This window comes from Paraburkholderia sp. RL17-347-BIC-D (assembly GCF_046027915.1).
In the GTDB taxonomy this organism is placed as follows: Bacteria; Pseudomonadota; Gammaproteobacteria; order Burkholderiales; family Burkholderiaceae; genus Paraburkholderia.
The window spans coordinates 61,303-84,020 of sequence record NZ_JARESS010000030.1 but is presented as its reverse complement, the minus strand read 5'-3'; the positions used below and the strand labels follow the sequence as shown (position 1 = coordinate 84,020).

The 22,718-nt window shown below is 61.3% G+C and carries 21 protein-coding genes and 1 pseudogene; 18 read left to right on the top strand and 4 right to left on the bottom strand.

Going from position 1 to position 22,718, the window contains the following annotated elements; genetic code table 11:
- The first annotated feature begins 12 nt into the window (after nucleotides 1-12).
- On the top strand, nucleotides 13-849 hold the full coding sequence (locus tag P0D96_RS31610) for an alpha/beta fold hydrolase (RefSeq protein ID WP_408177160.1): 837 nt from the start codon (nucleotides 13-15) through the stop codon (nucleotides 847-849).
- Nucleotides 850-1,034: 185 nt separating this feature from the next.
- Here the strand turns inward: P0D96_RS31610 and P0D96_RS31605 are convergent, their stop codons facing one another.
- Both P0D96_RS31605 and P0D96_RS31600 read right to left on the bottom strand, forming a co-directional pair.
- Nucleotides 1,035-1,193 carry a hypothetical protein gene (locus P0D96_RS31605; RefSeq protein ID WP_408317360.1) on the bottom strand — a complete coding sequence of 53 codons (159 nt, stop codon included), beginning with the start codon at nucleotides 1,191-1,193 and terminating at the stop codon, nucleotides 1,035-1,037.
- Between the two features lie 148 nt (nucleotides 1,194-1,341).
- Nucleotides 1,342-2,513: pseudogene (locus tag P0D96_RS31600) on the bottom strand (porin).
- 482 nt (nucleotides 2,514-2,995) lie between these two features.
- Here P0D96_RS31600 and P0D96_RS31595 point away from each other — a divergent pair.
- Nucleotides 2,996-3,277, top strand: a complete 282-nt coding sequence (locus P0D96_RS31595) for a hypothetical protein (RefSeq protein ID WP_408177162.1) — start codon at nucleotides 2,996-2,998, stop codon at nucleotides 3,275-3,277.
- Nucleotides 3,278-3,347: 70 nt separating this feature from the next.
- On the opposite strand, the gene P0D96_RS31590 is transcribed toward P0D96_RS31595, so the two are convergent.
- Nucleotides 3,348-4,904, bottom strand: coding sequence for a hypothetical protein (locus tag P0D96_RS31590; RefSeq protein ID WP_408317359.1), 1,557 nt, complete (start codon nucleotides 4,902-4,904; stop codon nucleotides 3,348-3,350).
- Nucleotides 4,905-5,286: 382 nt separating this feature from the next.
- Here P0D96_RS31590 and P0D96_RS31585 point away from each other — a divergent pair, with 382 nt between their 5' ends.
- The 3 genes from P0D96_RS31585 to P0D96_RS31575 all read left to right on the top strand — a co-directional run bounded on the left by P0D96_RS31585 (nucleotide 5,287) and on the right by P0D96_RS31575 (nucleotide 7,895).
- The gene (locus tag P0D96_RS31585; RefSeq protein WP_408317387.1) at nucleotides 5,287-6,258 is read left to right on the top strand and encodes a LysR family transcriptional regulator; all 972 of its coding nucleotides are present in this window, start codon (nucleotides 5,287-5,289) and stop codon (nucleotides 6,256-6,258) included.
- A gap of 79 nt (nucleotides 6,259-6,337) precedes the next feature.
- Entirely contained in the window at nucleotides 6,338-7,069 is a 732-nt protein-coding gene (locus P0D96_RS31580; RefSeq protein WP_408317357.1) for a nitroreductase family protein, read from the top strand.
- A 190-nt stretch (nucleotides 7,070-7,259) separates the two neighbouring features.
- Nucleotides 7,260-7,895, top strand: a complete 636-nt coding sequence (locus P0D96_RS31575; protein WP_408317355.1) for an NADPH-dependent FMN reductase — start codon at nucleotides 7,260-7,262, stop codon at nucleotides 7,893-7,895.
- A gap of 135 nt (nucleotides 7,896-8,030) precedes the next feature.
- Here the strand turns inward: P0D96_RS31575 and P0D96_RS31570 are convergent, their stop codons facing one another.
- Nucleotides 8,031-8,588, bottom strand: a complete 558-nt coding sequence (locus tag P0D96_RS31570; RefSeq protein ID WP_132382595.1) for a 4-hydroxylaminobenzoate lyase — start codon at nucleotides 8,586-8,588, stop codon at nucleotides 8,031-8,033.
- 500 nt (nucleotides 8,589-9,088) lie between these two features.
- On the opposite strand from P0D96_RS31570, the gene P0D96_RS31565 reads away from it, so the two are divergent.
- The 13 genes from P0D96_RS31565 to P0D96_RS31505 all read left to right on the top strand — a co-directional run bounded on the left by P0D96_RS31565 (nucleotide 9,089) and on the right by P0D96_RS31505 (nucleotide 22,712).
- Nucleotides 9,089-10,222, top strand: a complete 1,134-nt coding sequence (locus P0D96_RS31565) for a porin (protein ID WP_408317353.1) — start codon at nucleotides 9,089-9,091, stop codon at nucleotides 10,220-10,222.
- 138 nt (nucleotides 10,223-10,360) lie between these two features.
- Nucleotides 10,361-11,734, top strand: coding sequence for an MFS transporter (locus P0D96_RS31560; protein WP_408317385.1), 1,374 nt, complete (start codon nucleotides 10,361-10,363; stop codon nucleotides 11,732-11,734).
- Between the two features lie 77 nt (nucleotides 11,735-11,811).
- Nucleotides 11,812-12,777, top strand: a complete 966-nt coding sequence (locus tag P0D96_RS31555) for a LysR family transcriptional regulator (RefSeq protein ID WP_132382599.1) — start codon at nucleotides 11,812-11,814, stop codon at nucleotides 12,775-12,777.
- A gap of 164 nt (nucleotides 12,778-12,941) precedes the next feature.
- Entirely contained in the window at nucleotides 12,942-13,433 is a 492-nt protein-coding gene (locus tag P0D96_RS31550) for a cupin domain-containing protein (RefSeq protein ID WP_106301548.1), read from the top strand.
- A 35-nt stretch (nucleotides 13,434-13,468) separates the two neighbouring features.
- The gene (locus tag P0D96_RS31545; RefSeq protein ID WP_132382601.1) at nucleotides 13,469-14,464 is read left to right on the top strand and encodes a hydroxyquinol 1,2-dioxygenase; all 996 of its coding nucleotides are present in this window, start codon (nucleotides 13,469-13,471) and stop codon (nucleotides 14,462-14,464) included.
- Between the two features lie 95 nt (nucleotides 14,465-14,559).
- Nucleotides 14,560-16,023 (top strand): aldehyde dehydrogenase family protein, encoded by a 1,464-nt coding sequence (locus tag P0D96_RS31540; protein WP_408317351.1) that lies wholly within the window; start codon nucleotides 14,560-14,562, stop codon nucleotides 16,021-16,023.
- Nucleotides 16,024-16,029: 6 nt separating this feature from the next.
- A complete protein-coding gene (locus tag P0D96_RS31535; RefSeq protein ID WP_408317349.1) occupies nucleotides 16,030-17,088 on the top strand; it encodes a maleylacetate reductase in 1,059 nt (352 codons plus the stop codon).
- A 41-nt stretch (nucleotides 17,089-17,129) separates the two neighbouring features.
- Nucleotides 17,130-18,419, top strand: coding sequence for an ABC transporter substrate-binding protein (locus P0D96_RS31530; protein ID WP_408317347.1), 1,290 nt, complete (start codon nucleotides 17,130-17,132; stop codon nucleotides 18,417-18,419).
- A 20-nt stretch (nucleotides 18,420-18,439) separates the two neighbouring features.
- The gene (locus P0D96_RS31525; RefSeq protein ID WP_408317345.1) at nucleotides 18,440-19,162 is read left to right on the top strand and encodes an ABC transporter ATP-binding protein; all 723 of its coding nucleotides are present in this window, start codon (nucleotides 18,440-18,442) and stop codon (nucleotides 19,160-19,162) included.
- A 2-nt stretch (nucleotides 19,163-19,164) separates the two neighbouring features.
- Entirely contained in the window at nucleotides 19,165-19,875 is a 711-nt protein-coding gene (locus P0D96_RS31520; RefSeq protein ID WP_132382611.1) for an ABC transporter ATP-binding protein, read from the top strand.
- Nucleotides 19,872-20,738, top strand: a complete 867-nt coding sequence (locus tag P0D96_RS31515; RefSeq protein WP_132382613.1) for a branched-chain amino acid ABC transporter permease — start codon at nucleotides 19,872-19,874, stop codon at nucleotides 20,736-20,738. Before P0D96_RS31520 ends, P0D96_RS31515 begins: the two co-directional genes overlap by 4 nt.
- Nucleotides 20,739-20,748: 10 nt before the next feature.
- Nucleotides 20,749-21,840, top strand: coding sequence for a branched-chain amino acid ABC transporter permease (locus P0D96_RS31510; RefSeq protein ID WP_408317343.1), 1,092 nt, complete (start codon nucleotides 20,749-20,751; stop codon nucleotides 21,838-21,840).
- A gap of 8 nt (nucleotides 21,841-21,848) precedes the next feature.
- The gene (locus P0D96_RS31505) at nucleotides 21,849-22,712 is read left to right on the top strand and encodes an intradiol ring-cleavage dioxygenase (protein WP_408317341.1); all 864 of its coding nucleotides are present in this window, start codon (nucleotides 21,849-21,851) and stop codon (nucleotides 22,710-22,712) included.
- Nucleotides 22,713-22,718 lie beyond the last annotated feature (6 nt).

The window sequence follows — 22,718 nt, the reverse complement described above, 5'->3', positions numbered from 1 at the left end:
CCGTAGACAGCCATGAAAGAGGGCTCCGTCCGCGTCGATGGAATCCGTTCCCCCCTGTTGGAGGCAGGACCGCCCGACGCCATCGAGGCAATCGTTTTCGTGCACGGCAATCCTGGATCGACTGCCGACTGGACGCGGCTCGTGGCCAGGGTGGGGGAATTCGGTCGCGCCCTCGCCATGGACATGCCAGGTTTCGGCAATGCCGACAAACCTGAACAGTTTGACTACAGCGTGCGTGGCTACGCACACCATCTCGGTCGTCTGCTGGTTGAGTGCAATGTCCAGCGTGCCCATCTCGTCATGCACGACTTCGGCGGCCCTTGGGGCCTTGCGTGGGCCGCTGCCAATCCCCGCGCTATCGCGAGCGTTACATTGATCAACACAGGCATCTTGCTTGATTACCGATGGCACTATCTCGCGCGTATCTGGCAGACGCCGTGGCTAGGCGAATTGTTCATGGCCACGACAACGCGTGCCGGGATGCGGCTCCTGCTTCGACACGGGAACCCGCGTGGCTTGCCCGTGGAGTACATCGACCAAGCGTTCAACAACTTCGATGCTCGCACCCGGCGCGCTGTGCTGCGGCTCTATCGCAACACCCGCGAGACGAATGGCGCCATGCAGGACATCGCTAACGCGTTGCGTCCGTTGGATCTGCCTGCACAGGTTGTGTGGGGTGCCCGCGATCCCTATATTTCCGTGGACTTCGCCGATCGGCAATGCGAGGTCTTTCCCCGCGCCGAGGTGTTGATTCTGCACGATAGCGGGCACTGGCCTTTCATAGACAATCCTGACGCCGTCGCGTGCGCGATCGTACCGTTCCTGCGCAAGCAACTGGGCGCGAGTTGAAGCGTTCGGAGCCACAGGGAAGATTCAGATATGTTGAATACACGCGAGGAAATGGCCTTAACCCAGCGCCTGATTTACCGGTTGCGACATCCCGGCGTTCGTTGCTATGCAAGCCGAACATTTTTCCAGGACCTCTAACTTGGGCAGCACTGCCGAAACAATTGACGCAGCAGCGAATCGACTCGCTACTGCACCACCATATCGTTACGGCCTTCATTCATGAAGGTTACGCTCCAACCAACGAGCAACTGGCACAGAAGGTCGCGTCGAGCATCGACGATGTAGAAGCTGGGCTGTTGCGCCTTCAGGCCTCTCATGGCGTCGTTGCGATCGCTTTGAAGCATATAAGCTCGCTGCAAGTCACCCTTCATGCGGTTTGTGCGAGGACCGCGCGAAGGAGGCGTCACTCAAGACAAAAAAAGACCAGTGACCGGCTTGAGTCCGTCGCTGGTCTTTGCGATCGTCACGCTTCAATTGCGCAACGAACTCCGTTTAGAACTTATGACGAATACCGAGGCTGACGATTTCTTGCGTGCGCGAATCGCCCGTGAAGCCGTAGTCGGCCACCGAAGCAACTGCCGGTTGTAGTTGCTGCGGTGGCGAGCTGCGCGGGTTGCGCTGCGTGCCGCTCGCGCGCTGCCAGGCGCCTACCAGGTAAAGGTCCGTGCGCTTCGACAGGTTGTAGTCCGCGCCGAGCGAAACCTGGTTGTACGATGCAGACGTGTCACCTGAACCGTGCGTGTAGGTATAGCCGAGACCCAGCAACGCAGCCGGCGTCACCTGGTAGCCAAGATAGCCGCCAGCCACGTTGTAGCGCTCGGTCGAGACGAACGTCGACGCTCCATCAGGCTTGTATTGTGCATTGCTGTAACGCACGCCGGCCGTGAACGGGCCCGTGACGAATTGCACTGCAACCGACGCGATGCCGATCGACTTCGCCGTTGCGTATGCGCCGTTGACGATCGAATCGATCGTGCCGTCAGACGAGCTCGTGAAGGCGTTGTTCGGGCGCACCACACTCGAGCTGGCGTTGTTCATGCGGATGTAGCCTGCCGCCACGCTGAACGGACCCGTTGCGTAGGTTGCCGCGCCCGCCCACGTTTGCTGCGAACCCGTCTGGCCTGCCACGCCGCCGAACGCGTACATGCCTTCGAACTGGAAGCCAGCCCACGTTGGCGAGGTGTACTTGACCGCGTTGTTCGTGCGCGAGCTGTTGTCGTAGTTGTCGACGTCGCCCGGAGTCGTGAGCGTGCTGCCGAAGTAGTTGTCGGCCGTGAGCGGCTGAACCAGGTCGACGAGCGGGTCATATTGACGGCCAAGCGTCACGGTACCGTACGCTTGATGCGCGAGGCCGACGTATGCCTGTCGGCCGAACATGCGACCGCCCTGGCTCAGTTGGCCGTTGTTGATGTCAAAGCCGTTTTCCAACTGGAAGATCGCTTTCATGCCGCCGCCGAGATCTTCCGTACCCTTCAGGCCCCAGCGGTTGCCCTGGAGGTTGCCGCCAGCCAGCTGGTACAGGTTGTTGCCCGCCGGATCGGCGTTGTGCACGTACTGAAACGCTTCATCGATGACGCCGTATAGGGTGACGCTGCTTTGCGCAGGACTGCGCCGCTTGCGCTGAGCAGCGCAAGCGAAACCGTAGATAGAGCGATTCGTTTCATCGATTTCTCCACGCAGACGATTGGTTTGTCGTTGCGAAGCTGAGCGTACGCCCACACCCTGGGATACCGAAGCAAAACCAAATTTTCTGTCGCTACCCCTGTTGGATTACCGCAAACAGCGGCTCGAAAAAGCGTTCGATACAGTCAGACATCGCCGCTTTTCAGTTCCACCAGGCACCTTCCTGGTGGAGATCAACTCCTGTTTATTTTCAGGTGGTTACCGTCGGTCAGCGGGCGGACGGATCGGACTTGGCATAACCCGTGCATTTGTAGCTGCGGGCACAACGACGACCGGTTTCGTGCTTTCGCCGCGGCGTCAGCAATATTGCTCACATTTAAAGGGAAATGCGTTGTTCGTTTGAGCCTCTTTGTCAGCGCGCGGCAAGCCCTTTGCCTCTTCGCATCAACGTTGAATAGCGCGCCGAAAATGGACCTGATCCGGGTGCATTCGAGTATTCAACAAACTTATTATTGGAGTCGTTATGAAGGTGAAACTTATCGTCGGTCTATTAGTCGCAAGCTCTGCCGTGTTGGCTGCTCCCGCGTTTGCGAGCGGTTACGGCCCTGCACCTTTCTATCGCCCCGACGTCGGCGAGCCTGCAATGCAACGCAGTCAAACTGCTCAGACGATGGCTGCGGCAGTGAGTCCGGCAAGCATGGTAGACGAAAACAGCAGTGGCGTTGGCGGTAACGAATCGGTCAGATCGCAGTCTGGCGGGCCTGCCGCGGCTGATAGCGTCGGCGTGATGTATCGCGGCAATTGATAAGCCCGGTCGCGGGGCGCGAGTCAGCCAGCGCTCTGCGACCGAAGTGATGTCCGTTGCCGCGGCTATTTCAGTTTGCACTCGCGTTTAGTAAAACCATCCCGTGTATGCCCGAAAGCGTCTGTTGCCAGGTGCTGCTGTTCTGTGCGGCCTGGTTATCGTCAAACAAAGGTTGCAGCAACGTAAGCAGATCTTTCGAAACCGATGTATTCGTTGGCGTGGTGACGTCCGACACCAACACGCCTCTCACGTATTCGGATTGTCGTACAGACTGATTGGACGCCTGGTTCAACGTCGCCTGAAGTAGCTTGCCGCGTTTCGTTGCGATGTCGACTGTGCTGCTTGCGTCGTCGTTGATCTGCACATAGTCGTAGTTCTGTGATGCTAACGATTTGCGGAGTTGTAGCGTGCCGCCGGCTAGCGCCTGGTGGTAACTCGCTTGCAGATGCGATCGCTGCGTTTGCGAAATCTTGCCGTCCAGCAGATTGCCTTCGGTTCGCGTGCTCTGCGAGACCTGATAGGAAAAAGTATCCGTTTGATTCACCAGCATCGGATTGGAGGACACCGGGTTATCGGTCATCGAGCCGGTGAAATCGGCCAGACCGGTCAACATGGCGTGATCCGACTGCGCCAGCCACGGTGCATAGGCCGTACCGGGAAGCTGCTGCGACGACGTCCCATAGTCGCTGTTCAGTTGCGTGAACGCGTCTTTGAACATTGACATCAACGCGGTGTTCCCGTGCCCTTTCGCGTTGGCGTTGTCGAACTGCGTCAGATAGCTTGCGATGGCCTGGTCGCGTTGCGCGCCCGAGCCCCAGACTGCGGAATCGCTCGTATCGACCTTGAGATTGATCGTGCCGGCGGAGTCTGTGAGGCTCACGCTCCTCGCTGAACTGTCCAGTGAGATATTGGCTGACACGTTGTTTGGGCCGTCGCCTGTCACATCGAACTGCATATTCACGGACGACAATACCGATGTGTCGTACTGCGTCAGACCGCTCATGTCGAGCGTCGGTGGGACAGCGCTGATGCCATCGATTGCTTTCTGAAATCCATCCGCCAGCTTGGCCAGGGCACTGCGCTCGGTGCCGCTCAACGTCCCGCTGCTCTTTACGCTGACCGCCAGCGTCCCGTCCCCGCTGTCCATTTCAATATCAACCTTGACGCCGCTCGCGGTCTGAACGGTCAGTTTGATATCGCCCTGCGGACTTTGTCCCGATAGTCCGATTGCACCGGCTCCGCCGGCTGCGCCCGCCGAAGCGACCGTGACCGACTGCGAGAAATTGCTACCCGTGGTCTTGAAGCGATCGAGCAGAGCGCTTCCCAGATTGTAGAACTGCCCGGACATCGCGCCGGCCATGTAATCGCCCGCCATCGCGAGAGAGACGGCGTCGGTGTTGCTGTGAGCCCAGGTGATGGTCGGTCCCGCGCTCGCCAGCGTTCCGTGCTGCGTGTACACGATGGGTGATTCGACGCCCGCGTAGGGGATCGTGACAACTGTCGACGAGGTCTCGGTGACGGCATCTTCCGATACGACGCCGGCTGTCGAAGCAAGGCTGTTCGCCGTGCTCGATGACGGCGTCATAGTTAGAGGAAGGCCTACATTCAATGACGATAAGGTGGTCATGGTGCCGTGCTTTGCTATTTTTTCGATGCGGGATTGTGGTCATCTGCGCGACGAGCGGCTTCCGTCGATATATCGACTGCAAACTGAAAATCTTTAAACTTAATACTTGGTTTTATGGAAACTCGGGGCGAAAGAGGGGTTAATCCGCTGTTTCGCTCCGCATCCGTGTAGCTCGCTTATAGCCCAATGCCTTTGCCGGGCTGACCCTCGAACTGCGCCATTTCGTCATACTTTGGGCCACCGAGACGAGGTGTCCCAAATGCGATCAGCGGCCGTCGGCGCGTCCCAAATCCTCCTGTGTCGATGCCTTGGCAGTGCAGTCGCCGAAGCACGAGTCACCACGAGTAAAATGATGCGACTGCAACGCCAACCAGTTAACACCATGAACCTCGGCCGGATCGACCTTAATCTCTTGCGAGTTTTCGACGCAGTGTTCGAGGACCGCAATCTGGTCCTCGCCGGAAAGCGGTTGAATCTTAGCCAGTCCGCCGTGAGTCACGCGCTGGGGCGGTTGCGGGACGCACTGGAGGATGACCTGTTCGTCCGGACCTCGAAAGGGATGGAGCCGACCGCGCGCGCAGTCGCGATGGCAGCCCCGTTGCGCAACGCACTCCACCAGATTCAAGTGGCGCTGGGCGACGAGCCGTTCCGGCCGGATGTTGCCGAACGTGAGTTCGTCGTCGCGGCGAACGACTACATCACGATGCTTCTTCTCGGCCGTCTCAGTCAGAGACTTGCCGCCGAAGCTCCGATGGTGAACCTTGTGATACGACCGTCCACGCGGCTGGATCTCGCCGGACAGATCGACATCGGCCGGATCGACATCGCCATTGGAATCTTTGCGGAGGTGCCGCCGCGCTTTCAGTCGATGATGGTGTGGCAGCAGAGAGACGTGCTGGTGATGCGTCAGGATCATCCCATTGGCGACCGCACGGTCACTCACGACGACCTGTTGAACTACCCACTTGTCGCCGTCTCGCTCGGTGGTGCGGAAGAGGGCGCCGTTGGCGGCTTCATCGTTGAACGGGGTTTGGCGCGGCAGTCGGAAATGTTCGACCGGCAGGCGTTGGAAGATGCCTTTCCAGAGGGATCGGCGCGACCGCGGCTGAGGGTCGCTGTGGCTCATTCGCTGGCGATCCCTGCATTGCTGCGTCACAGTGAGATGTTCGCCGTCGTACCTTCCCCATTGGGACGCGAGTTCGAGCGCTACGGCGAGCTGAAAACGCGGGCAACGCCGTACCCGCCTCCGGAGTCCGCGGTCAGAGCGGTGTGGCATGCGCGAAACGCGCACGACCCGGCGCTGCAATGGCTGCGGGCCCAGATACTCGACATCGGCAGGCAGGTGCGAAGCTAGGCGGTCCCGTTTCCTTCAAGACCATCTTGCAGTTTTTTCACCGCGCTTGACGTTCTGGCTATGCCATCATGGGGGCACTATGCATATAGATATCCCTAACGCCGCGGAGACCGGTCATCAAATGCATTCGGACGCTCAAGTCGTCGATTCGGTTATCCGGTCACGGAAAGCCGTTCGCGTTTTCCGCTCCGATGCAGTCTCACAGAAAGACATCATAGACATTCTCGATGTCGCTCGCACAGCGCCAAGCAACTCGAACATGCAACCGTGGCGAGTTCACGTGCTGCGTGGGCGTAGCAAGGAGTCGCTGAGTGAGGCGCTTGTGCGCGCCCATGTCGCGGATTTGCATCCGCCGCTACAGCATGTTCCGGACCCCATGCCGGAGGCTTATCGCCCGATGCAGGAGGAGTTCGGCGCGCGATACTACGGTGCCCTTGGTATCGACAAGGCGGACGTCGCCGGTCGCGCCCGCGCCACAGGCCGAAACTTCGGTTTCTTTGGGGCACCGGTCGGCCTGATCTTCACCATCGATGCGAGACTGAAAAAGCACAGCTGGCTCGACTATGGTCTCTTTCTGCAGACGGTCATGATCGCAGCCCGTGCTCGGGGCCTCGATACGTGCCCGCAAGTGTCGTTTGCACGCTATCAGACGATCATCGCCGAGCATCTTTTACTCGAACCGGGCTTTGACGTCGTGTGCGGTATGTCGCTGGGTTACGCAGATCACGATTCAGTGGTCAACAGACTCGCAATTCCGCGCGAGACGGTCGAAAGATTTACTACGTTTGTCGGCTTCGACGAAGAAGCATAGCGCCGAAGGCCGTTGTTTTTGGACCGGCTAATCGGTCGCTCTCCATTTCAGAATTCGCGCGCGTTGCAGTTGCTGCGGGCGCAATCGCCTTGCCGAAGACCCGCGAGCCATGTGCACCGGGCAGGCGTCCCAACGTGTGTACGCGACATGATCGCGGATCATCTAACTCACGTTGAGGATCAGCCGGCAATTGTTCAATCAGTTCACTTCAATCTCTTTTTTTGACTCCACTACTTTTCAAAATATGACAGTAAAGATCCTTGCCTTTTGTGGGAGTTCCCGCCGCGATTCTCTTAATCGAAAACTATTGGAAATAGCCGCGTCTGCTGCACGAACGGATGGCGCGGAGGTGACGTTTATCACACTCGCTGACTTTCCCTTGCCGATTTACGACGTTGATGTCGAAAGTGCGCACGGTGTCCCTGAGCGGGTTCGAGCGCTGCAGGAATTGTTCGCCAGACATGACGCGCTGTTAGTCGCTTCGCCTGAGCATAATGGTGGCTATACCGCTGTGCTCAAGAACATGCTGGACTGGGTAAGCAGGCCGACCGCGACGGGAAGTTCCGGCTTGACACTCTTCGCCGGTAAGGTCGCGGCGGTTGTTTCGGCATCACCGGGGCCGATGGGCGGGATTCGCGCAATGCTCGGAATGCGGGGCGTTCTCGAGAAGATGGGCGCGATCCTGATTCCTCAAGTGTTCTCGCTGGGTTCCGCCCATCAGGCATTTGCCGAGAACGGCAGACTCGTCGATGAGAAAGCAGAAGCAGAAGTGCGACGTGTCGGTCTTGGCCTCGTTGGCGTGACGAAGCAACTGACCACCCACTGAATGTCGGTGACCGGGCGCAACTCAACGCGCCCGGCGTGATGCCGGTCTGGCGTTCGCGCCTCTAGATTGAAGAGGAACCGGTATCGATGCGGCACAAGAGCAGGACACGCCGGTATCGACGGGTCCTGCGCATGATCAGTTTGCGTCAGGCGCCTTGACGTTGTACGCAATGCGCCCTGCGGGCAGAAAAAACAAAGCGATAATTGCGCCGCCCTTTGCTTCCGGATAGTGATGACTGCCCGGCGCCGGCGCGGTCCATCCGCCATAACACCAGCCGTTCGGACCTGCGAGGGCCGCGCCTTCGTTTAGCGACACCACCATGTTGAATTCGCCATAGGGATGCGCGTGGTAATCGCCCCGGAAGCTTCCCTCCGGATTGTTCTGGTCGTTGCCGGTGCTATCCATATAGACCGCCGTAATGCTGAATCCAAAGGTCTCTTCTGACGGATCGACAAGACGCGCGCGCCGATACCTGCGCCCGGAGATCTCGATGTTGGCCGCCCAGCCTTCTTCCACTACGCCGATCGTAATCAGGCGCTCGAGATCTTTATAGAACTCGCTCGATGTGCCGTATTTTTCGTTGAGCCACTGTTCGACCTCATTGCCCGTAGTCAGATCCTTGACCTCCTCGAGAAAGGGCAGGCATTTCGCTATCAGTTCATCTCTACTGCTTGAGTTATTGGCTTGTGACAAGTTGGTCCTCACTGGTCTGAGGGGCTGCGTGTGCAGCCCGGGTCGACGACGCCGCGTCGAAGATGGTGGGCTTTGCCCGTCGACACATAACGACTGGGCGCTCACCGCTGCGGTCACGATGCCACATCGCTGCTGGAGGACGAAGGGGATAGTTTTCAATACCACATTGAATGATGTTCAAGTGCCGCACACCGCTGCGTTCAATAGGCAAATGAACACAATTCATCTCGATACTCGAGGCCTCCGGCGCTTCTCTCTCAAGCACGTTAGCGCATGAAAATCACCGCTGATTACGCCATGAAAAGAAAAGTACATGCGTCTGTGTCCTGACAGGAGAATTTAAATTTTCCAAATGTCCGGCGAATACGCTTCGGATTTTCGTGGCCCCGTGTTTCACCGTGTTGTTGCTTTTTATTTGCAAACATAAGCTCCGCACCAATGATCCGTATCACATAAAGTACTTTGGATAACGAAGCGACTAGCCAATCATTGGGAGGAGTATGATGCGTGGAAGGGTTGCAGCGTTCGGTCTCGGGATGTTGAGTGCATCGGCCTTCGCACAAAGCAGCGTCACACTGTATGGTTTGATCGATACCGGCATCGAGTACGTGTCTCATGCAAATTCCGCCGGCGACCACGTCGTTCGGATGCCGGCCATCAGCGGGGAATTGCCGTCCCGGTGGGGGATCCGCGGCACCGAGGACCTCGGGGGCGGCTGGAAGGCGATCTTTACCCTGGAGAATGGCTTCAATACGAGAGCCGGAGACATTGGGCAAGGAGGGCGGTTGTTCGGGCGCCAGGCGTGGGTCGGCATTGACGGGCCGTGGGGGGCGCTAACCTTCGGGCGCCAGTACAACATGGTTTACTGGGCTTTGTCCGATGCGGACATGCTGGGCCCCGATGTCCACGGGATCGGCGCGCTGGACAATTACCTGCCCAATGCGCGTAGCGATAACAGTATCGTCTACAAGGGCACCTATAAAGGGGTGACAGTCGGCGCCTCGTATTCGTTCGGACGCGATGCGGCCGGCACCGGCAATTCGCCGGGACAGGGTACATGCGCGGGTCAGGTTCCAGGCCAATTCAACCCATGTCATGAATGGAGCGCAATGCTCAAATACGACGCGGCAAGTTTTGGCGTTGCGACTGCATACGACGAACAGCGAGGCGGTGCGAACGCCGCGGCTAATTTCTTTGACGGCATCGGCACTTTTCCCATTGCGTCAGGCGCAGACAAGGACACGCGCATCGTGGCGAACGGCTACGTGAAGTTTGCCGGGTTGAAGGTCGGAGCGGGGTGGCTCGGAAGACACGTCGAGACGAACGCCGCGGCGGCGCCCGACGTACGGTCGAATCTTTACTTCGTAGGCGCCCAGTATTTCGTGACCCCGAGTTTTGTGATCGATGGCGAAGGCTTTCGGATCGTGGTCCGGGAGCAGGATGCGCGGGCAACGATGACAACGCTGCGCGCCACTTACTTCTTGTCGAAAGCCACTGCGGTCTATATCGGCGGTACGTATTTGTGGAACAGCGCCAAGGCGCGCTTTTCCGCGAGCGTGGGCGGCGGGGGCACAACGCCGGCGGCGGGCATGGGTCAGTTCGCTACGATGGCGGGAATTCGGCACTTGTTCTAACTGGGCGCGTGCGCGAAGCGCGAGTTGCCCGATAGAAGCGACGGGTATCGTGCTCCGTGAATCCGCAGGGCAATCATTAACCAAGGCAGGCGGACAGTGTTCTTGCGAACGCTCCGCCCGTTTGATCACGGAGTTTGCATGAGCACACGAGATATCGGCGAGCAGAACTTACTCAACGTGGAACAGTTCATTGACGAACGCAGGTTTTCACCCTATCAGTGGTTGATTCTGTTTTTCTGCTTTCTGATCGTCGCGCTGGACGGATTCGATACCAGCGCAATCGGCTTCGTTGCGCCGGCGATCGCGAAAGAGTGGGGAGTAACAAAAATCGCGCTTGGGCCTGTACTAAGTGCGGCGCTCGTGGGCCTCGCGATCGGTGCGCTGCTTGCTGGACCCGTTGCCGACAGGATCGGGCGTCGCAAGGTTCTGATCGGCTCAGTCTGTTTTTTCGGCGTGTGGACGATTGCCTGCGTATTCGCTACGGGTGTTTGGCAACTGTCGGTCTTTCGCTTTTTAACCGGCATTGGGCTTGGCGCGGCACTTCCCAACTCGACGACGTTATTGTCGGAATACGTGCCGGCGAGATGTCGATCCTTGCTGCTGAACGTCATGTTCTGCGGATTCACCTTAGGCGCGTCGGCCGGTGGTGTCGTGTCGGCCGCATTGATACCAGACTTCGGATGGCGCTCGATCTTCCTCGCGGGCGGCATTGCGCCTGTCCTGCTTGCATGTGCCCTTGTTGCGCTGCCCGAGTCCGTGCGATTCATGGTGATCAAAGGCTGGCCGGATGATCGGATTCGTCGAGTACTTCGAAGAATTGCCAGTGGTGAGCTGGTGACTGCTTCAAAGTTCTCTGTATCTGATCGGGTAGGGGAGAAGGAAACCGCGCCACTTGCTCTCATCCTCTCTACGCGTTACAGGTTCGGCACGTTGATGCTGTGGCTAGCGTACTTCATGGGTCTGCTTGTCTATTACATGCTGACGAGCTGGATGCCGACGATGATCCATGACGCGGGCTTCACACTGCGCCAGGCGTCGTTGGTGTCGGCACTGTTTCCGGCGGGAGGCGTAATCGGCGCATTGGGTTGTGGCTGGTTGATGGACCGCTTCAATCCGTGGCGAGTGGTCGCGCTCGCATTTCTGTTGCTGGGCGCCGCTGTCTGCGCGATGGGACAGGGCACGGCCAATGTTCAGTCGCTTGCGATCGCGACCTTCGTGGCGGGTGTCTGCATGACGGGCGCGCAAATGTCGATGCTGGCCCTTGCGGCGCTGTTCTATCCCACGCACGGGCGCGCTTCCGGCGTGGCGTGGATGCTGGGTATCGGGCGCCTGGGAGGCATTCTCGGCGCGCTCGGCGGCGGAGCGCTTTCTGCTGCCGGCTACAGCATGATCGCCATTTTGACGTCGATGGCCGCGCCCGCATTTGTCGCAGCCATGGCATTGCTTGTCGCGGTATCGGTCAGTAATAAGCAGGGAAGCCTGCAGGCGGCGGTTGTCGAGCCGAGTCCATGAGAAGGCGCGCGCCATCGAATTCGCGATAGGATCTCGGTACAGACCGGATGGTGCTCGCCCCGGCAAGAGGAGACAGCATGGACCTATTCATGTCGATGGAAGCGTTCGTACGCGCCGCGGAAGCGCAGAGCTTCGCCGGCGCGGCGCGCCAGTTGGGCGTCGCCAAATCGGTGGTGACCTCGCGCGTCAAGCAGCTCGAAGACCATTTCGGTGTGCCGCTCTTTCATCGATCGACCCGGGCGGTGCGCCTGTCCGAACTCGGCGAGACCTACTACCGCGAGTGCGCCGAGCTGGTCACCAAGGTTCACGATCTGTCCGGCCGCTCGCGTGGCGATCCGCAGGCGCTCGCGGGCACGCTCAATATCCACGTCCTGCCGGGCTTCGCGCTCGGCCATTTTTCGCAGACGCTAATCGAATTCCGCGCCGCGTACCCACGCGTGGAATTCGTCGTGACCGTCAACGACCGCGTCATCGATCCGGTTCAGGAAGGTTTCGACCTGGCGTTGCAAATCTATCCGCCGGCATCGAACCTGCTGGTCGAGCGGCGTCTCTTTCCGGTGCGCGGCGTGCTCTGTGCCGCGCCCGGCTATCTGAAGGAAGAGCCGCTGATCGAGACACCGCTCGATCTGCTGCGGCACGATTTCGCCCGCTATTCGTACTACCCTTGGGGCGACAAGTGGCCGTTGATGCGCGGCAACGAATGCTTCGAAATCGCGCTGAATCCGGTGCTCAAAACCAATAGCGTGCATCTGCTGCTGGAATTCGCGAGGGCCGGCGCGGGTGTCGTCTATCTGCCGACCATGGTCGCCGCCGCCGATCTGCTCGAACGCCGGCTGGAACGTGTGCTGCCGGAATACGCGGCGCCGCCGCTGTGGCTGTCGGCGGTGTATCCTGCGTCGCACCGCTCGACCACCAAGGTCAAGGCCTTCGTCGACTTCCTGCGCGCGCGCTATCTGCGCGAACCGCAGTGGGACCGGGCGCTCGGCATTGCGCCGCCGGACGACGAAACGAAAAGCGTCGGCGAGGAACTGTCCGATAGTTAAGGCCTACCCGAGGCCAATGAGGGTTCGCCACCAGGTAGTTTCCCTGGCGCGATTTTGGAGCACCCAAGGTTCGCGTTTCCCGACCCTCAGAACATTGCTGTAGCGCCTGTCGCCGCTTAATCTTCGATGCAAGCAACGCATTCGTGGATCAACTGGAGGCAGACATGCAACAAACCTGGTTCGGCAGCCTGGACAACTTTCGGAAAGGCTCCATCGAAATCATCAAGGGCAAACCGGAACATTACGCCATGTCGAATGTATTCGACGTCGCGAGCCGCGCTGAGCCCTACGAGAAAGTCGTCGTCGGCAAGAATCTCAAGTACGTGATCGAGACGCTGCGCGCGGAAGGTTCGTCGCCGTGGTTTGCTGCGTCGCACGATGAGTTCGCGGTCGTGCTCGACGGCGAAATCGACATCTATTTCATCAAGCCGTCGGACGGCCCGCTGGTCGACGCACAGACCGAAGGCAGCGTGCGCCTCGAAGGCCAGCCCTCGGGCCAGTCGATGGGCCATGTGCGGCTGCGCCGCGGTCATCAGGCGCTGCTGCCCGCCGGCGCCGCCTATCGTTTCGAAGCGAAGACAAAAGGCGTGCTGCTCGTGCAGACGATCCTCGGACGCTATTCGGTCGAGAAGTGGGCCGACATCTGCATCCACTGAATCCCTCTACACGATCCATCTTTTCGGAGCCCATCATGGACAAAGTCAGCACCCTGCAAAACGTCACCGCGAGCGAGGCCGACGCGGTGACCGGTTATCGCACGTTCTGTCTCGGCGACTTCGAATTCAGCCGCGACGCTTATTTCGCCACCGTCAGATGGCCGGCCAAAGGCCAGATCCGCTCGCACCAGATGCACGCCGACGACTTCCTGCGCGCGATGATGCGCGACGTGGCGTGGGGCTTCTTCTACGGCTGGGTCAACTTCGACGAAGTGATCGGCACGCGCAATCACTACGGCAAGGTCGACATGTACGCCGGCGCGTATAACGCGAGCTTCAAGGAAGCGGGCGTCGACCATATGCAGCAGTTCGACACGCCGCTCATCATGGCGACCTTCAAGGCGATCCTGAAGGACTGGGTCAACGAAGGCTTCGATCCGTTTGCCGCGCCTGAAGAAACCGGCTCCGCGTTCGGCACGAAACATGGCGACAACATCGCCGCGATCGAGCGCACGCGGATTGCCACCAAGCGCATGCCGGGCCTCGAAGGCGACTCGCCGTTGCGCGACGATCTTCCCGTCAATCGCCAGTTTGCCGACGTCGGCCAGGACGAACCGGAGATTCACGCGGAGCCGGGTTTCGAAGGCGCTCTGCATGCGTTCAGCCTCTTCAAGTACCTGTCGCGCTCGGACGTGACGTGGAATCCGTCGGTCACGTCGGTATGCCAGCAGAGCCTGTTCTGCCCGACCACCGAGGAATTCGTGCTGCCGGTGTTCCACGGCAACGACCGCGTCGAGTGGTTCCTGCAACTGTCCGACCAGATCATCTGGGACGTCGCCGACAAGGACAGCGGCGAGCCGCGCGCACGTATCACGATGAACGCGGGCGATATCGCCGCGATGCCGGCCGATATCCGCCACAAGGGCTATTCGCAGAAGCGTTCGATGCTGCTGGTGTGGGAGAACGCGACCCCCGATCTGCCCAAGCGCTACGAAAGCGGTGAACTGCCGCCGTATCCGATTCAGATGTAACTCCCCGGCATTCCTCCCGATCGTCGATCGAACGGCGCCAGACCGCTGGCGCCGCGGGGAAAGTCGCGTCCAGGTTTTACTTGCACAGGACTGACATGCAAACGCAACTCTTCATCGGCGGCCGCTTCGTGCCGGCTGCAAACGGCGAAACGCTCGCCTCCCTCAATCCCCACGACAACTCGGTAATCGCCGACGTCGCGATGGCGGGCCCGGCCGATGTCGATCGCGCCGTCGCGGCGGCGAAGGCGGCGTTTCCGAAGTGGAGCAATCTCGCCGCGATGGAGCGCGGGCGTCTGCTTCTGAAGCTGGCCGACGCGATCGAAGCGAATGCCGACAAGCTCGCGCGCCTCGAATCGCTCGATACCGGCCACCCGATCCGCGATACACGCAACCTCGACGTGCCGCGCACGGCGGCCACGTTCCGCTATTTCGGCGGCATGGCCGACAAGTTCGAAGGCTCGGTGATTCCGGTCGAGCAGGGCTTTCTGAACTACCTGACGCGCGAGCCGGTCGGCATTGTCGGGCAGGTGGTGCCGTGGAATTTCCCGCTCATGTTCACGAGCTGGAAGATGGCGCCGGCGCTCGCCGCGGGCAACTGCGTGATCATGAAGCCCGCCGAACTCACGCCGCTGTCGAGCCTGGCGATAGCCGAACTGATGGCCGAAGTGGGTTTCCCGGATGGCGTCGTCAATATTCTGCCGGGCCTGGGTCATGTGGCCGGGCAGTATATCGCCGAACATCCGGAGATCAGCAAGGTCGCCTTCACCGGTTCGACCGCGGTGGGCCGCAAGGTCGTGCAGGCGTCGAGCGGCAACCTGAAGAAGGTGCAACTCGAACTCGGCGGCAAGGGCGCGAACATCGTATTCGGCGACGCGAATATCGATGCGGTCGTGCAAGGCTCGGCGTTCGCGATCTTCCACAACCAGGGGCAGGCGTGCATCGCCGGCTCGCGGATGATCGTGCACGAATCGATCGCCGACGAAGTGCTCGAAAAGTTCGCCGCGTTGAGCCGCACGATCAAGATTGGCGATCCGCTCGATCCGTCGACCGAGATGGGCCCGCTCACCTCTCGTCAGCACCGCGACCGCGTGCTTTCATTCGTCGATGTCGCCCGCGAACAGGGTGGCCGCGTACTGGCAGGCGGCAAAGCACCGGACAATGCCGCGCTCGCCAACGGCTGCTATGTCGAGCCGACTATCGTCGAAGCGAAACCGGAGCATCGGGTGTCGCAGGAAGAGGTGTTCGGGCCGTTCATGACGGTCACGACATTTAGCACCGACGAAGAGGCGCTGGCGATTGCGAATGGCACCGAATACGGTCTCGGCGCGGGTCTCTGGACACGCGATCTCCAACGCGCGCATCTGGTGGCTCGCGAGATTCGCGCCGGCATGGTGTGGATCAACTGCTACAAGCGCGTGAGTCCCGCTTCGCCATTCGGCGGCGTCGGCGCAAGCGGCTACGGCCGTGAAATGGGTTTCGAAGCGATGCGCGAATACACGCAGCCCAAGTCGGTCTGGGTCAACGTGGATGCGCAGATTCCGCCTTACTACCCGCGCTGAACCGCCATGGAACCGTTCATCTATAACGGCCTGCCGTCACGCGTGATTTTCGGCGCGGGCAGTCTCGACCAGCTCGATCGCGAGATCGGTTTGCTCGGCGCCACGCGGGCGATCGTGCTGTCCACGCCGCAACAGCGTGCGCAGGCCGAAGCGCTCGCGGCGAGTCTCGGCTCGCGGGCGGCAGGCGTCTATGCCGAAGCCGTGATGCATGTGCCGGTCGAAACCGCTCGCGCGGCACGCGCGTTCGCCGCAAGCGTCGGCGCCGATTGCGCGATCGCGATAGGCGGCGGTTCCACAACCGGTCTCGGCAAGGCAATCGCGCTCGAAACCTCGCTGCCGATCATCGCAATTCCGACCACGTATGCAGGCTCCGAGATGACGCCGATCTACGGCCTCACCGAGGGCGGCGTCAAAAAGACCGGCCGCGATCTGCGTGTGCTGCCGAAGACGGTGATCTACGACCCGGCATTGACCACGTCGCTGCCACCCGCGTTGTCGCTGACGAGTGGGATCAACGCCATCGCCCACGCGGCGGAAGGGCTCTACGCACAGGACGCGAATCCGATCATCAGCCTGATGGCGCAAGAGGGCATTCGCGCGCTCGGCCAGGGGCTGCCTCGCGTAATGCAACAACCAGAAGACCTCGCGGCGCGTGGTGACTGCCTGTATGGCGCGTGGCTATGCGGCGCCGTGCTCGGCAGTGTCGGCATGGCCTTGCATCACAAGCTGTGCCATACGCTCGGCGGCACTTTCAATCTGCCGCACGCTGAGACGCACACCATCGTGTTGCCGCATGTGCTCGCCTACAACCGTGCGGCTGCACCCGAGGCGATGAAGCGTATCGCCCACGCATTGCACGCCGACGACGCCGCGCAAGCCGTATTCGATCTCGCACACGATCACGGTGCGCCGACCGCGCTGAAAGACATCGGCCTGACAGCAGCCGATCTCGACATCGCACTCGATCTCGCGTTGAAGAACCCGTACTGGAATCCGCGGCCGGTCGAACAAATACCGCTGCGTGCATTGCTCGAAGCCGCCTTCGACGGGCGGCGCCCCGACTAGCACGCCCGATTCACTCATACAAAAAAATTCAGGAGACAACCATGGACTCACATACTTTCGATGCGAGACGCCGCCGCTTTGTCAGCCTCGCGGCAGGCGGTGCGCTCGCCGCCACGACCTCGGCGTTCTCGCCGCTCGTCTTCTCGGCCGGCCCGCGCACACTGAAAATCGGCTACGTATCGCCGCAAACCGGGCCGCTCGCGCCGTTCGGCGAAGCGGACCGTTTCACGATCCAGCAGATGCAGACGGCGCTGAAGAACGGCATCGTGATCGGCGGCAAATCATATCCGGTATCGATTGTCGTCAAGGACAGCCAGTCGAATCCGAATCGCGCCGGCGAAGTCGCCAACGACCTGATCCTGAAGGACAAGGTCGACATCATGCTGGTGTCCGGCACGCCGGAGACCGCCAATCCCGTGAGCGACGCGTGCGAGCTGAACGAGATGCCGTGCGTGTCGACGGTGGTGCCGTGGCAGCCGTGGTTCTTCGGCAGAAAAGGGGATCCGAAGAAGGGCTTCCGTTTCACCTATCACTTCTTCTGGGGACTGGAGGATGTGATCGCCGTCTACACCGGCATGTGGCAATCGGTGCAGACCAACCACAGCGTGGGCGGCCTCTTTCCCAACGACGGCGACGGCAACGCCTGGGGCGATGCGAAGCTCGGCTTTCCACCGGTACTCGCGCAGAAGGGCTTCACGCTCAAAGACCCCGGCCGCTTCCAAAGCATGACGCAGGACTTCTCCGCGCAGATTTCCTCGTTCAAGCAGTCGAATGCGCAGATCGTCACGGGCGTCGTGATACCGCCGGACGCCAAGAACTTTCTCGTTCAGGCGCGTCAGCAAGGCCTGAAGCCCAAAGTCATTTCGATCGGCAAGGCGCTGCTGTTTCCGACCTCGATCGAAGCGCTCGGCGATCTCGGCAACGGACTGTCCACCGAGGTGTGGTGGTCGCCTTCGCATCCGTTCAAGTCGTCGCTGACGGGGCAAACCGCACGGCAAGTCGCGGATGACTACGAGCGCGTCACCTCGAAGCAATGGACCCAACCGATCGGTTTCGCCCACGCGCTATTCGAAATCGCCGTCGATTCATTGAAGCGCGCGAAAGACGTCGACTCGAACGAAGCCATCCGCGACGCAGTGGCATCGACCAAGCTCGATACGCTGGTCGGCCATGTCGCCTGGGGCGGCGGCCCGGTGAAGAACGTCGCCAAGACGCCGCTTGTCGGCGGGCAATGGGTGAAAGGGCAGAAGCATCCGTTCGATCTCGCCATCGTCAACAACCAGCTCGCGCCAAGCGTGCCGCTGTCCGGCCCGCTCAAGTTGATTGCCTGAATTCAAAGCGGAGAGCAGTGATGAACGCAGTGCTCAGACTCACCGGCGTGTCGAAGCGTTACGGCGCGCTGCAGGTGACCGACGACATCAGCTTCGCGGTGGAACGCGGCGAAACCTACGGCATCCTCGGCCCGAACGGCGCCGGCAAGACCACGCTGTTCAACCTCGTCAGCGGCGACGTGCGGCCCGATCAGGGCAGCGTCGAATTCGACGGGGCGGATGTGAACCACTTGCCGCCGCATCGCCGTTGCGTGGCGGGGATCGGCCGCTCGTATCAGGTGCCGCGGCCGTTCGGCGGAATGACGGTGTTCGAGAACCTGCTGGTCGGCGCCACCTTCGGCGGCGAACTGACCGGCCACGCGGCGTACGACGTCTGCGTCGACGCGCTCGAACGCACCGGCCTCAAAGCCCGCGCCAACCAGTTGGCCGGCACGCTGGGGCTGCTGGACCGCAAACGGCTCGAACTGGCTCGCGCGCTCGCGACGCAGCCGCAACTGCTGCTGCTCGACGAGATCGCCGGCGGTCTCACCGAACCCGAAACGCACGCGCTCGTCGACGAGATTCGCCGCGTCAAGGAGCGTGGCGTGACGATCGTGTGGATCGAACATGTCGTGCATGCGCTGCTCGCGGTGGCCGACCGTCTGCTGGTCATCAACTTCGGCAAGCGGCTCGCGGAGGGCTTGCCCGCCGCCGTGATGGACGACCCCGAAGTGCGGCGCGTGTATCTCGGACTGGAGGCCTGACCATGTCGGCACTATTGGAGACTCGCGCGCTGAGCGCGTTTTACGGCGACTTTCAGGCGCTATTCGGCATCGACGTGACGGTGGCGCCGGGCGAAGTGATCGCGCTGATCGGGTCGAACGGCGCGGGTAAATCGACCTTTCTGAAATCGGTGGCGGGCCTGCTGCGCCCACGCACCGCCGAGCAGATTCTGTATCGCGGGGAGCCAGTGGGCGGTGCGGCGGCGGCGAGCATCGTGGGCAAGGGCATTGCGCTGGTGCCGGAAGGGCGGCGTCTGTTCGCGAGCTTGACCGTCGAAGAGAATCTGCAACTCGGCGCCTTCAGCAAGCGGCCGGGGCGCTGGAACCTGCAAAGCGTCTATGCGCTGTTTCCCGCGTTACAGGCGCGCCGTCATCACGCGGCCACCGCGTTATCGGGCGGTCAGCAACAGATGGTGGCGATCGGCCGCGCGCTGATGAGCAACCCCGATCTGCTGATGTGCGACGAACTTTCGCTCGGCCTCGCGCCGGTGATCGTCCGCGAAATCTACGCGGCGTTGCCCGAGATCGTTTCGCATGGCATGAGCGCGATCGTCGTCGAGCAGGACGTGCAACTGGCGCGCCGCGTGTCGTCGCGTTTCTATTGCCTGCAGGAAGGGCGCGTGTCGTTGACGGGCGTGTCGGCAGAAGTGTCGGACGAGGCGATCACGCAGGCATATTTCGGAGTGTCGGCATGAACACGTTCATCAATATCGTCGTGCAGGGCGTGCTGTTGGGCGCGCTTTACGGCCTCTTCGCGATGGGCCAGTCGCTGGTGTTCGGCGTGATGCGGCTCACCAATACCGCGCACGGCGACTTCATCGTGCTGCTGGTGTTCGTGCTGTTCGCCTTGACGAGCTTCGCCCATCTGCCGCTCGCCGTCGCGCTCGTGCTGTTGCTCGTGATCGCGTTCGGTGCGGGGTATGCCGTGCAGTTCGCGCTTCTGAACCGCGTCAGCAGCCGCGATCCGCTGCCGTCGCTGATCGTCACGTTCGGCCTGTCGATCGTGATCCAGAACGTGCTGCAGCAGATGTTCTCCGCGGATCCGCGTTCCATTGCCACCGGCAGCTTCGAATCGCGGAGCATCACGCTCGCGGGCGGCATCACGCTCGGCTATCTGCCGCTCGTCACGCTGGTGGCGACGGTGGCGCTCGCCTTCGCGATGCAATGGCTGTTCGGCCGAACGCCGCTCGGCCGCGCGTTTCGCGCCACCTCTGACGATCGCGAGATCGTGCAACTGATGGGTGTCTCGTACCGCCGTACCTATGCGCTCGCGATGGGCATCGCCTTCGTGCTGATCGCGGTAGCCGCGGCGCTTTACTCGATGCGCACGGCGGTGTCGCCGACCGACGGCCCGGCGCTGCTGCTGTATGCGTTCGAGGCGGTGATCATCGGCGGAATGGGGTCGTTCTGGGGCACCTTCGTCGGCGGCATGGCGCTCGGCATTGCGCAGCAGGTGGGCTTTTACTTCGACCCCGGCTGGGGCATCTGGCTCGGCCACGTGGTGTTTCTCGGCGTGCTGGTGGCGCGGCCGCAGGGCTTGCTGCCCAAAACCGCATAGAGGCTTCGACATGACCATGCAATTGAACCAGCCCATAGCGGGCTTCGAAGTGCGGCGCGCGACGCGTGCGAGCCGCGTGGCGGTGATCGTGCTGCTGATCGTCGCGTTGGCGGTGGCGAGCGCGCCGTGGTGGGCAGGACGCGATGCCATGCGCGACTTCGTGCAACTGGCGTCCTACCTGGTATTCGCGTTGATGTGGAACCTGCTGGCGGGTTATGGCGGGATGGTGTCGATCGGCCAGCAGGCATTCTTCGGCATCGGCGGCTACGGCATGCTGATTCTCGCCAACTATTGCGGCATCTCGCCGTTCATCGCGGTGCCGATTGCGGCGGTGATTGCGACGGTCGTGGCGATTCCTGTGTCGATGGTGGCGTTCCGGCTCGAAGGCGGCTACTTCGCGATCGGCACCTGGGTGATCGCCGAAGTGTTCCGGTTGACGGTGGCGAACGTCTCGGTGCTCGGCGGCGGTTCCGGCACGAGCCTCACCGCATTGCAGGAGGTGCCGCGCGCGCTGCGCGAATCGCTGACGCTGTGGCTGGCGCTTGCCATCGTCGCGGCGGCGATCGGACTGCTGTATCTGTTTCTGCGCTCGAAAGCCGGTCTCGCGTTGACCGCGATGCGCGACAACGCGGTGGCGGCCAGCAGCCAGGGCGTCAACGTGAAGCGCGCGCGCCTGATCGTCTATCTGGTGTCGGCGTGCGGCACCGCGCTGGCGGGCGGCCTGTACTTCGTCGGCAACCTGCGCATTTCGCCCGACGCCGCGTTCTCGGTGAACTGGAGCGCGTTCGGTATTTTCATCGTGATGATCGGCGGCCTCGGCACGCTCGAAGGGCCGATTGTCGGCGCGCTGATTTTCTTCCTGTTGAACCAGTTCCTGTCCGATTTCGGCACCTGGTATCTGATCGGCCTGGGTGCGCTGGCGATCGTCGTGACGATGTTCTTTCCGCAAGGACTGTGGGGCTTCGTCTCGAACCGCTATGGCCTGCAACTGTTCCCCGTGGGCCGGCGCGTCGTGTTTCGCGACGCCGGTCCGTCTCAACAACGCTCGCCGGACGGCGCGTCCGATTCGCTCGACGCGGGCTCGGCGGCACACCGTGCATGAGGCCAGGCATGAACGATAAAACCATCCACCCGTTGACACAGAACGTGCTCGATACGTTTGCCGATTGCACCGATCCGCGCCTCAAGCAGATCATGACCGCGCTGGTCACCCACCTGCATGCATTCGCCAGCGAAGTCGAACTGACCGGCGACGAATGGCGCCGTGGCATCGAATTCCTGACGGCCACCGGCAAGATGTGCAACGGCATCCGCCAGGAATTCATTCTGCTGTCGGACACGCTCGGCCTGTCGATCATGACCGATGCGATCAATCACGGACGCGGCGGCGTCACCACCGAGAGCAGCCTGCTCGGCCCGTTCTATCGCGAAGGCGCCAAGGAAGAAGAATTCGGCGCCAACATCGCCCGCACGGAAGGCGAGCCGACGCTGATTCATGGCCGCCTCGTCGACGAAGGCGGCGCGCCGGTGGCCGGTGCCTTGATCGAGGTGTGGGAAACGGCGAACAACGGCATGTATGAAGGCCAGGATCCCGATCAGCCCGAGAGCAACCTGCGCGGTAAATTCCGCTCGGGGCCTAACGGCGAATACGCATTCAGGACCATCAAGCCGACTAGCTATCCCATTCCTACCGACGGCCCGGTCGGACAGATGCTGATGGCGACCGGCCGTCATCCGATGCGGCCTGCCCACATCCATTTCCTGATCGTCGCGCCCGGCTACGAGACGCTGACCACCGCGCTTTATTCCGAGGGCGATCCCTATGTTCACTCCGATGCGGTGTTCGGCTCGAAGCCGTCGCTCGTGATCGACTACGTGCCGAATCACGACGCGGCCGCTGCCAAAGAGTGGGCGCTGCCGAGCCCGTTCTTCGAAGTGCAGCGCGACTTCGTGCTGTCCGCGCGGCAGGCATGAGGAGGC

What these genes read in the sequence shown, in the direction of transcription:
- P0D96_RS31520 (WP_132382611.1), top strand. Translation starts at nt 19,165, where the DNA reads ATGTCGGCACTATTGGAGACTCGCGCGCTGAGCGCGTTTTACGGCGAC.
- P0D96_RS31530 (WP_408317347.1), top strand. Translation starts at nt 17,130, where the DNA reads ATGGACTCACATACTTTCGATGCGAGACGCCGCCGCTTTGTCAGCCTC.
- P0D96_RS31585 (WP_408317387.1), top strand. Translation starts at nt 5,287, where the DNA reads ATGAACCTCGGCCGGATCGACCTTAATCTCTTGCGAGTTTTCGACGCA.
- P0D96_RS31535 (WP_408317349.1), top strand. Translation starts at nt 16,030, where the DNA reads ATGGAACCGTTCATCTATAACGGCCTGCCGTCACGCGTGATTTTCGGC.
- P0D96_RS31510 (WP_408317343.1), top strand. Translation starts at nt 20,749, where the DNA reads ATGACCATGCAATTGAACCAGCCCATAGCGGGCTTCGAAGTGCGGCGC.
- P0D96_RS31545 (WP_132382601.1), top strand. Translation starts at nt 13,469, where the DNA reads ATGGACAAAGTCAGCACCCTGCAAAACGTCACCGCGAGCGAGGCCGAC.
- P0D96_RS31525 (WP_408317345.1), top strand. Translation starts at nt 18,440, where the DNA reads ATGAACGCAGTGCTCAGACTCACCGGCGTGTCGAAGCGTTACGGCGCG.
- P0D96_RS31595 (WP_408177162.1), top strand. Translation starts at nt 2,996, where the DNA reads ATGAAGGTGAAACTTATCGTCGGTCTATTAGTCGCAAGCTCTGCCGTG.
- P0D96_RS31505 (WP_408317341.1), top strand. Translation starts at nt 21,849, where the DNA reads ATGAACGATAAAACCATCCACCCGTTGACACAGAACGTGCTCGATACG.
- P0D96_RS31550 (WP_106301548.1), top strand. Translation starts at nt 12,942, where the DNA reads ATGCAACAAACCTGGTTCGGCAGCCTGGACAACTTTCGGAAAGGCTCC.
- P0D96_RS31555 (WP_132382599.1), top strand. Translation starts at nt 11,812, where the DNA reads ATGGACCTATTCATGTCGATGGAAGCGTTCGTACGCGCCGCGGAAGCG.
- P0D96_RS31605 (WP_408317360.1), bottom strand. Translation starts at nt 1,193, where the DNA reads ATGCTTCAAAGCGATCGCAACGACGCCATGAGAGGCCTGAAGGCGCAA.
- P0D96_RS31610 (WP_408177160.1), top strand. Translation starts at nt 13, where the DNA reads ATGAAAGAGGGCTCCGTCCGCGTCGATGGAATCCGTTCCCCCCTGTTG.
- P0D96_RS31540 (WP_408317351.1), top strand. Translation starts at nt 14,560, where the DNA reads ATGCAAACGCAACTCTTCATCGGCGGCCGCTTCGTGCCGGCTGCAAAC.
- P0D96_RS31565 (WP_408317353.1), top strand. Translation starts at nt 9,089, where the DNA reads ATGATGCGTGGAAGGGTTGCAGCGTTCGGTCTCGGGATGTTGAGTGCA.
- P0D96_RS31560 (WP_408317385.1), top strand. Translation starts at nt 10,361, where the DNA reads ATGAGCACACGAGATATCGGCGAGCAGAACTTACTCAACGTGGAACAG.
- P0D96_RS31580 (WP_408317357.1), top strand. Translation starts at nt 6,338, where the DNA reads ATGCATATAGATATCCCTAACGCCGCGGAGACCGGTCATCAAATGCAT.
- P0D96_RS31590 (WP_408317359.1), bottom strand. Translation starts at nt 4,904, where the DNA reads ATGACCACCTTATCGTCATTGAATGTAGGCCTTCCTCTAACTATGACG.
- P0D96_RS31515 (WP_132382613.1), top strand. Translation starts at nt 19,872, where the DNA reads ATGAACACGTTCATCAATATCGTCGTGCAGGGCGTGCTGTTGGGCGCG.